At 71.9% G+C, this 8,335-nt stretch carries 7 protein-coding genes; 5 read left to right on the forward strand and 2 right to left on the reverse strand.

Features of this window, described 5'->3' with window-relative positions:
* Nucleotide 1 precedes the first annotated feature (1 nt).
* Genes gnd through ACIBTS_RS03595 form a run of 3 tightly spaced genes read left to right on the forward strand, consistent with a single transcriptional unit; the run spans nucleotide 2 to nucleotide 2,960 of the window.
* Nucleotides 2-880: a phosphogluconate dehydrogenase (NAD(+)-dependent, decarboxylating) gene (gene gnd, locus ACIBTS_RS03585; RefSeq protein ID WP_079658361.1), complete on the forward strand. Its 879-nt coding sequence runs from the start codon at nucleotides 2-4 to the stop codon at nucleotides 878-880.
* A 7-nt stretch (nucleotides 881-887) separates the two neighbouring features.
* Entirely contained in the window at nucleotides 888-1,475 is a 588-nt protein-coding gene (locus ACIBTS_RS03590; protein WP_399316288.1) for a histidine phosphatase family protein, read from the forward strand.
* 42 nt (nucleotides 1,476-1,517) lie between these two features.
* Nucleotides 1,518-2,960: a membrane-associated oxidoreductase gene (locus ACIBTS_RS03595; RefSeq protein ID WP_399316290.1), complete on the forward strand. Its 1,443-nt coding sequence runs from the start codon at nucleotides 1,518-1,520 to the stop codon at nucleotides 2,958-2,960.
* A gap of 4 nt (nucleotides 2,961-2,964) precedes the next feature.
* On the opposite strand, the gene ACIBTS_RS03600 is transcribed toward ACIBTS_RS03595, so the two are convergent.
* Nucleotides 2,965-4,806, reverse strand: coding sequence for a TIM barrel protein (locus ACIBTS_RS03600; protein WP_399316292.1), 1,842 nt, complete (start codon nucleotides 4,804-4,806; stop codon nucleotides 2,965-2,967).
* Between the two features lie 20 nt (nucleotides 4,807-4,826).
* Nucleotides 4,827-5,711, reverse strand: coding sequence for a shikimate dehydrogenase (locus tag ACIBTS_RS03605; protein WP_399316294.1), 885 nt, complete (start codon nucleotides 5,709-5,711; stop codon nucleotides 4,827-4,829).
* Between the two features lie 156 nt (nucleotides 5,712-5,867).
* Here ACIBTS_RS03605 and ACIBTS_RS03610 point away from each other — a divergent pair, with 156 nt between their 5' ends.
* Nucleotides 5,868-6,557 (forward strand): TetR/AcrR family transcriptional regulator, encoded by a 690-nt coding sequence (locus tag ACIBTS_RS03610; protein WP_399316296.1) that lies wholly within the window; start codon nucleotides 5,868-5,870, stop codon nucleotides 6,555-6,557.
* A gap of 233 nt (nucleotides 6,558-6,790) precedes the next feature.
* Entirely contained in the window at nucleotides 6,791-8,134 is a 1,344-nt protein-coding gene (locus ACIBTS_RS03615) for an MFS transporter (protein ID WP_399316298.1), read from the forward strand.
* Nucleotides 8,135-8,335: the final 201 nt, after the last annotated feature.

Below are 8,335 nucleotides of genomic sequence, written 5' to 3' on the forward strand. Positions count from 1 at the left end.
TATGCAGCTCGGTCTGATCGGTCTCGGCAAGATGGGCGGCAACATGCGCGAGCGGATCCGCCGCGCCGGCCACACCGTCGTCGGCTACGACCGCAATCCCGAGGTATCCGACGTCAAGGACCTCGCCGAACTCGTCGACAAGCTCGAAGCCCCCCGCACCGTCTGGGTGATGGTGCCGGCCGGCGCGCCCACCCAGTCCGTCATCGACGAACTCGCCGACCTGCTCCAGAGCGGCGACACCGTCGTCGACGGTGGCAACTCCCGCTGGACGGACGACGAGAAGCACGCCGAGGAGCTCGGAGCCAAGGGCATCGGCTTCGTCGACGCCGGTGTCTCCGGCGGCGTCTGGGGCCTGCAGAACGGCTACGCCCTGATGGTCGGCGGCGAGAAGGAGCACGTCGACCGGCTCCAGCCGATCTTCGACGCGCTCAAGCCCGAGGGCCCGTACGGCTATGTCCACGCGGGCAGGGTCGGCGCCGGGCACTTCTCGAAGATGGTCCACAACGGCATCGAGTACGCCATGATGCAGGCCTACGCCGAGGGCTGGGAGCTGCTGGAGAAGGTGGACTCCGTGGAGAACGTGCGCGAGGTCTTCCGGTCCTGGCAGGAGGGCACGGTCATCCGTTCCTGGCTGCTCGACCTGGCCGTCAACGCCCTCGACGAGGACGTGCACCTGGACAAGCTGCGCGGCTACGCGGAGGACTCCGGCGAGGGGCGGTGGACGGTCGAGGCCGCCATCGACAACGCCGTACCGCTGCCCGCCATCACGGCGTCCCTCTTCGCACGGTTCGCGTCCCGCCAGGAGGACTCGCCGCAGATGAAGATGATCGCGGCGCTGCGCAACCAGTTCGGCGGCCACGCCGTCGAGTCGGCGAAGTAGGCCCGCCGTGGGGGACCTTCTGCTGGTCCGCCACGGGGAGACGGAGTGGAGCGTGTCGGGACAGCACACCAGCTGGACCGACCTGCCCCTCACCGCGCACGGCGAGGAACAGGCCAAGTCCCTCGCCCCGCTCCTGTCCGGCCGGACCTTCTCACTCGCCCTGACCAGCCCCCTGCACCGGGCGATACGCACCGCCGAACTCGCCGGCATCGCCGGAGCCGGGCCGGAAGCCGACCTGCACGAGTGGGACTACGGCGCCTACGAGGGCGTCACCACCGTCGACATCCACCGCACCCACCCCACCTGGGACCTGTGGACGGACGGCGTGCCGCCCGGCCCGCAAGGCCACCCCGGGGAGTCGCCCGAGGAGATCGGGCGACGTGCCGACCGGGTGCTGGCCCGGGTGGACACGGCGCTCACGCAGGGCGACGTCGTCCTCGTCGCCCACGCCCATTTCCTCCGGGTGCTGACGGCTCGTCGGCTCGGCCTGCCGCCCGCCGAGGGCCGGTTGTTCCAGCTGGCCACGGGCACGGTCAGCCGACTGTCCTCGGAGCACGAGCGGCCCGTGATCGCCGAATGGAACGTCCGCGCATAGCCGGTTGACACCGCTCGAGAAGGCCCGCCAGAGTCGCGGCTGATGGAGATCAACGATCTGACACCGGCCGAACAACGACTGTGGCGGGCCTTCGCCACGGGGACGACCGTGGACTTCCGCGGGGACGGCGAGGAGGACGGCCCCGAACGGACAGTCCGGGCCGCCGTGTTGCGGGCGCTGCTCCTCAACGGGCCACGGGAGCCCGGCGAGGTGGCGGCCCTCAAGCTCATGGGGGTGCGGATCACCGGTGAGTTGGATCTGCGGTCCGCGACCGTCGACAGTGTCGTCCGCGTCAATCACTGCCGCTTCGACGCCGTGCCCCGCCTCGCCGGCGCCCACCTCAACTACCTCAATCTGCGCGACTGCGTGCTGCCCGGTCTGGCGGCGGCGCGCAGCCGGATCGAGGGCAGCCTGCGACTGACGCGCTGCCGGATCGAGGGCCCGGTGCGGCTCGGCGGGGCGCAGATCGCCGGGGCGCTCTTCGTGGACCAGGCCGACATCACCTCCACGGATCCCGCGCAACCCGCGCTCTCGCTCAACCAGCTCACCCTCGACGACGACCTGTGCGCCCGTGGTCTGCGCTCCCACGGGGCGATCCGGCTCGACGGCGCCACCGTGGCCGGCTCGATCGACCTGGAGGACGCCGAGCTGACCAACCCCGGCGGCTTCGTCCTGCAGGCGGAGGCCCTCGACGTGGGCGCCAACCTGCTGGGCCGGCGGATGCGCGCACAGGGCCGGATCGATCTGCGCGGCGCCCGCATCCCCGGCCGGGTGGACCTGCTGCGCACCTCGCTGACCAACCCGGGCGGCACCGCCCTGCGGGCCAGCAGCTGCGTGATAGGCGAACTCTGGCTGCGCGAGGGCACCCCTGTGGAGGGCAGGCTCAATCTGCGGCGCGCCGAGATAGGCCAGCTCCAGCTGGAGCCCGAGATGCTGCCCGACCATGTGCGGCTGCTGGACCTCACGTATACCTTCCTCACCCCGCACGAGCCCGCCGAGCGACGCCTGCCGATGCTGGAACGCGACGACGGCGCGTTCGACCCGCACGCCTACGAACAGCTGACGGCGGCCTACCGCCGCATCGGCGACGACCGGGCGGCGCGGGTCGTGCAACTGGCCAAGCAGCGCCGTCACCGCTCCACGCTCTCGTGGTACGGCCGCCTGTGGGGCCACCTCCAGGACGGAGCCGTCGGCTACGGCTTCCGCCCGCTGCGCGCGGCCGTCTGGCTGCTGTCGCTGCTCGCCGTCGGCTCGATCGTCTACGCGGGACACCACCCGCCCGCGCTCAAGGCCGGCGAGGCACCCCACTTCAACCCGGTCTTCTACACCCTCGACCTGCTGCTGCCGGTGATCTCCTTCGGGCAGGAGGAAGCGTTCGCGCCGACCGGCTGGTACCAGACGCTGTCCTACGTCCTCATCGTCACCGGCTGGATCCTCGCCACCACGGTCGTCGCCGGTGTGACCAGGACCGTCAGCCGGCAGTAGGAGGTCAGCGCACGGCGTGCTGCGCGGCCAGCCGCACCGGCGCGCCCGCGGCGCCGTAGCCCCGGTAGCCGCCGTCGCGCTGGACGAGTTCGAAGAAGACGCGGCCGACGGTGTGCGTGTAGCAGTGCCTGAAGACGCCGTGCTCGTCCCGGTCGTAGAGGATGCCGAGGTCGCGGTAGGTCTCCAGCTCGCCGTCGGCGAACGCGAAGCGGGCCGCGAGGTCGTCGTAGTAGTTCGCCGGGATGCGCAGCAGGCGGCCGCCGGCCGCGGTGAGGCGGCGGGCCGCGGCGAGCACGTCGTCGGTGGCCAGCGCGATGTGGCGGGCCTGCGCGGTGCCGTCGCCGGGGGCGGCGCCGACGATGAGCGGGAAGCGGACGCTGCCGTCGGCGTTGGTGACCGCGCGGCTGCGCAGCAGCCCGTAGGGGTCGGCGACGTCGACGCTCTCCTGGGCGTCGAGGCCGAGGACACCGCGGTGGAAGAGGACCGCCTCGTCGAAGTGGTGCCAGGGCTGGGTGAGCGCGATGTGGTCGATACGGACGTCCGCCCGGGCCGCGGACGCCGGGGCGGGTGCGGGGACGGGGCGGCGCGGCAGGTCTTCGAAGTCGGCGCGCCAGTCGGGCAGTTCGGGCCGGTTCGTCGCGCACAGGAAGAGCTCGGTGCCGTCGGGGGCGGCGACGGCGTCGAGCGGGGCGTCCTCGGCGGCGCGGCGGCGCGGCAGCACGGGGGCGAGCAGGGCCTCGGCGCGGCGCGCGGCGGCGGCCGGGTCCGGTGACTTGAGGCCGATCGCGGCGAGGGCGGTGCCGTCGGTGGAGGTCCCCCCGCTCGGGCGAAGCCGAGGGTGGGGGAGGGCGGCCGGGCCGGTGTTGACCAGGATGCGGGCCTCGCCCTGCTCCCACAGCTCGACCGGTTTGCCGCGGTGGCGGGCGGTGCGGGCGAAGCCGAGCCCGCCGAGCAGGGTGGTGAGGGGTTCGGCGTCGTGGGTGACGAGTTCGGCGAAGGCGACGCCGGTGGGGGCGGCCGGGGAGGGCAGGTCGGTGAGCCCGAGTTCCTCCTGCAGAAGGAGCAGGGAGCGGCGGGCGTCGACAGCGGTGGGGCCGGCCTCGGCCTGCCGGAAGACGTCGTTGAAGACCTCCAGGGAGAGCGGTCCGTCGTAACCGGTGCGCAGGACGTGTCTCACCAGCCCGGCTACGTCGAATCCGCCCTGGCCGGGGAAGCAGCGGTGGTGCCGGCTCCACTGCAGGACGTCCATGCCGAGCAGCGGGGCGTCGGCCAGTTGGAGGAAGAAGATCTTCTCGCCGGGGATGTCCTCGACGGCTTTCGGATCGCTGCCCCGGGAGAGGATGTGGAAGCTGTCCAGGCAGGTGCCGAGCGCCGGGTGACCGGCCGTCTCGACGATGTGCCAGGCGTGGTCGTACGTGCTGACGTGCCGTCCCCAGGCGAGCGCCTCGTAGGCGACGCGGATGCCGAAGTCCTGGGCCAGGTCGGCCAGTCGGCTCAACTGCTCGGCGGCGAGGGCGTCGTCGTCCGTGGCCTGCGGGGAGACGCTGGAGCAGACCAGGACGGTGTCCGCGCCGAGCCGGCCCATCAGCTCGAACTTGTGCCGGGCGCGGCGCAGGTTGCGGGCGAATTCCTCGGCGGGCACGGCCTCGATGTCCCGCATCGGCTGGTAGAGGTCGACGGTCAGGCCGAGGTCGGCGCAGCGGGCGCGGATCTCCTGCGGGGTGAGGGGGCTGGCGAGCAGGTCGTTCTCGAAGATCTCCACGCCGTCGAATCCGGCCCCGGCGGCGGCCGTGAGCTTCTCGGTGAGGGATCCGCTGAGGGAAACGGTTGCTATGGACGTACGCACCTGGGCACCTCTGCTTCGGATTACTTCGGGGCGGCGACGGCGCCGGCCAGCTCGGCGATGTCGGCGAGCATGCGGGCACTGTCGGGCTCACGGCCGGTGAACAGACGGAACGCGTCCGCGGCCTGGAAGACGGCCATGCCGCCGCCGTCGAGCGTGGCGCAGCCCAGGGCTCCGGCGGTGCGCAGCAGCTCGGTCTCCAGGGGGCGGTAGACGACCTCGGCGACCCACAGGCCGGGGCGCAGCAGCTCCGCGGGGAACGGCAGGCCGGGGTGGGCGGCCATGCCGGTGGGGGTGGCGTGCACGATGCCGTCGGCACGCGTGAGCAGGTCGGCCAGCCGGTCAGGGGTGGCGTACGCGGCCCGGCCGGGACCGAAGTGGCGGTTCAGCGAGCCGGCGAGGTCCGCGGCCCGGTCGGGCAGCGCGTCCACGACGGTGACCTGTCCGGCGCCAAGGGTGAGGGTGGCGTGCGCGACGGCCGCGCCGGCGCCGCCCGCGCCCAGCTGAACGACGCGCTCCAGCGGGACGTCCGGCAGACCCCTTGCGAAAGAGGCGGCGAAACCGGTCACGTCGGTGTTGTGGCCGACGGCCCGGCCGTCCTCGAAGACGACCGTGTTGACCGCGCCGAGCGCTTCGGCCTGCGCGGAGAGCGCATCCAGGTGCGGGATGACCAGCTGCTTGCACGGATGCGTGATGTTGAGGCCGTCGAAGCCGAGGTCTCGCGTGGCCCGCACCAGGTCGCCCACCGCCTCGGGGCCGACCGCGAGGGCGTCGAGGTCGAGGAGGCGGTACAGGTACCGCAGCCCCTGCCGGTCGGCCTCCCGTTCGTGCAGCGCCGGGCTGAGCGACGGGCCGATACCGGAACCGATCAGCCCGACGAGATACGAGTCCTGGGAGACGACGGCCACGGCAAACCTCCTATGCGCTGACTAATGTACGAACTGGTGAGTTAGTCATAGCACCAAGCCGGGTCGGGGGGAAGCCCTCTCTCGCCATGGGGCCGGGCCGGGCTTCTAGAATCCCGTCACGCGACCATGCAGCGCCCCACCGCCCGAAGGAACCCGATGACCAGCGTCGACGAACCGGTACGACCCGCCGGGCGCAGCCGTGACGCCGCCCGCACCCAGGCCGAGATCCTCGACGTGGCCACCCGCGAGTTCGCCCGGGTCGGCTACGCGGGCGCCCGGGTGGACGACATCGCCGCCCTCACCAGCACCACGAAGCGGATGATCTACTACTACTTCGGCGGCAAGGAGCAGCTGTTCACGGCCGTCCTGGAGCGGGCGTACGGCGTGATCCGCGAGGCGGAGCAGCGGCTCGACGTGGAGCACCTCGACCCGGTCGCGGCCATCCGCCGGCTGGCGGAGCTGACCTTCGACCACCACGAGGAGCATCCCGACTTCATCCGGCTGGTGAGCATCGAGAACATCCACGAGGCCGAGCACATCGCCGCCTCCGAGAAGCTCGGGCGGATCGGCTCCCCCGCCCTCGACGTGATCCGCCGCATCCTGGCCTCCGGGCAGGAGTCCGGGCTGTTCACGGCCGAGGTGGACGCCGTCGACCTGCACGCGATGATCAGCTCTTTCTGCTTCTTCCGGGTGGCCAACCGGCACACGTTCGGCGCACTGTTCGGCCGCGACCTGGTCGACCCGGCCCAGCGCGAGCACTACCGCACCATGCTCGGCGACATGGTGATCGCCTATCTGACGGCGGAGCGGACGACGGAGCGGACGACGGAGCCGTCGGCGAACTGAGCGGACCGGGCGGGCCGAGGGAACCCGAGCGGGCCGAGCCGCGGCGTACGCGCAGCCTCTTGACACCCGGGAAACGTGGGCGCAACATCCCTACCCATCACCACTAACTATCTAGTGGGTTAATTAGCCGGAGCGCGCCCGGCGCGGCCGGGCCGTCCCGTCACCCCTGGGATCCGGCACTTCTCCCCATCGCTCACTCCGCTTACGTTGGAGTTCCCCCGAAGGAGCACGCCGTGTCCGTCCCCTCCGCCGCACCCCCCGGCCAGCCGAAGAAGGCCGCCACGGCCGCCTGGATCGGCAGTGCCCTGGAGTACTACGACTTCTTCATCTACGGCAGCGCGGCCGCCCTGATCTTCCCGAAGGTCTTCTTCGACGAGTCGGACCCGGCCACCGCGACGTTGCTGTCGCTGGCCACGTTCGGCGTCGCCTATGCGGCCCGGCCCGTCGGCGCGCTCTTCCTCGGACACTTCGGCGACCGGGTGGGCCGTAAGAAGATCATGGTCTTCACGCTCATCCTGATGGGCGTCTCGACGTTCCTCATCGGCTGCCTGCCCACCCGCGCCCAGGTCGGCGGCCTCGCGCCGATCCTGCTGGTGCTGTGCCGTGTCCTGCAGGGCATCTCCGCGGCCGGCGAGCAGGCCAGCGCCAACTCCATGACGCTGGAACACGCGCCGCCGCACCGGCGGGGCTTCTTCACCAGTTTCACCCTCAGCGGCACCCAGGGCGGTCAGCTCCTCGCCACGCTCGTCTTCCTCCCGATCGCCGCACTGCCCGAGGACCAGCTGCTGTCGTGGGGGTGGCGGGTGCCGTTCTGGCTGAGCATCGCGGTCGCCGTCGTCGGCTACGTCATCCGCCGCAAGCTGGAGGAGACGCCGGCCTTCGCCGCCCAGCAGGCCACCGGCGAGGTCGTCAAACTGCCGCTGGCGGTGCTGCTGCGCGAGCACTGGGCGGACGTCCTGCGGGTGATCGCGGGTGCGCTGGTCGCCTCGGTCAGCACCATCTTCACCGTGTGGGCGCTGGCGTACGCGACCAGTGACGCGGTCGGCATGAGCCGGTCCTCCATGCTGTGGGTCGGCGCGCTGGCCAATCTGGTCGCGCTTGCGGCCATCCCCCTGTGGGCCACGCTCTCCGACCGCATCGGCCGTCGGCCGGTGTTCCTGATCGGCGCGGCCGGCAGCGCGGTGATGATGTTCGCCTACCTGTGGGCGATCTCCACCGGCTCCTACCCGCTGGTCCTGCTCCTGGGCATCGTCACGTTCGGCGTGGTCTACAGCGCCGCCAACGGCGTGTGGCCCTCCTTCTACGGCGAGATGTTCTCCACCCGCGTCCGGCTGTCCGGCATGGCGATCGGCACCCAGATCGGCTTCGCCGTGGCCGGTTTCGCGGTCACCTTCGCCGCGCAGATCGCGGGCCCGGACGGCGACGACTGGTCCTCGGTGGCCCTCTTCACGGCGGCGCTGTGTGTCCCGCCGGTGATCGCGGCCCTGTCGGCCCGGGAGACCGCGAAGGTTCCGACGGAACTGCTGGGCGAGCGGGACGCGCACAAGGCGGCACAGCCGGAAACCGTCACCGCCTGATTCAGCGGGTCACGCCGCCCGGGCCCCTGTCGGCCTCCCCCTGACCTCACGAGCCCCCGGACGCCTTCGCGGCTCCGGGGGCTCGGGCGTGGGGCGGCGGATCCGCTAGGGCGTGTTTCGAAAGTCCCGTCTGGCCCGCGACGCCTGGCACGGCGCCTCGCCGCGTTGTCGGGGTCGTCCGCGTACGCCCAGTACGCGGAC

It is taken from the genome of Streptomyces sp. NPDC050121 (assembly GCF_044460385.1).
In the GTDB taxonomy this organism is placed as follows: domain Bacteria; phylum Actinomycetota; class Actinomycetes; order Streptomycetales; family Streptomycetaceae; genus Streptomyces; species Streptomyces soliscabiei.